Annotated in this window: 1 protein-coding gene; it reads left to right on the forward strand. The window is 63.9% G+C overall.

Features of this window, described 5'->3' with window-relative positions:
* On the forward strand, positions 1–1086 hold a 1086-nt coding region (gene leuB / locus RTP54_RS31045), incomplete at its 5' end, for a 3-isopropylmalate dehydrogenase (RefSeq protein ID WP_312367912.1).
* Between the last annotated feature and the right edge of the window lie 70 nt (positions 1087–1156).

The following is a 1156-nucleotide window of genomic DNA, read 5'->3' on the forward strand; positions in this document are numbered from 1 at the left end:
CCCGGCGACGGCATCGGCCCGGAAGCCATGGCGGAAGTCCGCAAAATCATCGCCTACATGAATGCCGAGCTTGATGCCGGCTTCGTGACGGACGAGGGCCTTGTCGGCGGCTCGGCCTATGACGCCCATGACCAGGCGATTTCGGAAGGGGACATGGAAAAGGCGCTGGCCGCCGATGCCGTGCTGTTTGGCGCCGTCGGCGGACCGAAGTGGGATGCCGTTCCCTATGACGTGCGTCCGGAAGCCGGACTGCTTCGTCTGCGCAAGGACTTGCAACTGTTTGCCAACCTGCGTCCGGCGATCTGCTATCCGGCGCTGTCTGCCGCATCGTCGCTGAAGCCCGAACTGGTCGAAGGCCTCGACATCCTGATCGTGCGCGAACTGACCGGTGGCGTCTATTTCGGCGAGCCGAAGGAGATCATCGATCTCGGCAACGGCCAGAAGCGCGGCATCGACACCCAGGTCTACGACACCTACGAGATCGAGCGCATCGCCGGCGTCGCCTTCGAACTGGCGCGTACCCGCAACAACCGGGTGTGCTCGATGGAAAAGCGCAACGTCATGAAGTCGGGCGTGCTTTGGAACCAGGTGGTAACCGAAACCCACAAGGCAAAATACTCCGACGTCCAGCTCGAGCATATGCTGGCCGATGCCGGCGGCATGCAGCTGGTGCGCCAGCCCAAGCAGTTCGATGTCATCGTCACCGACAACCTGTTCGGCGACATGCTGTCGGACGTGGCGGCGATGCTGACCGGTTCGCTCGGCATGCTGCCGTCGGCCTCGCTCGGCGCACCGGATGGCGTGACCGGCAAGCGCAAGGCGCTGTATGAGCCCGTGCACGGCTCGGCACCCGACATTGCCGGCCAGGGCATCGCCAACCCGATCGCGATGATCGCGTCGTTCGCCATGTGCCTGCGTTACTCCTTCAACCTGGTGAAGGAGGCCGACAATCTGGAGAAGGCGATCGCCACCGTGCTCGACAAGGGCATCCGCACCGGCGACATCATGGCCGAAGGCGCACGCAAGGTCGGAACCGTCGAGATGGGCGAAGCCATCCTTTCCGAGTTCAAGGCGCTGTCGGCCTGACGGACAAGGACGACACCGAACGCGTCCGCGACCAGAGCCGAGGCGTTCGGGCCGATCCGTGACCTTTCAG

The organism is Ensifer sp. (assembly GCF_031989085.1).
In the GTDB taxonomy this organism is placed as follows: domain Bacteria; phylum Pseudomonadota; class Alphaproteobacteria; order Rhizobiales; family Rhizobiaceae; genus Ensifer.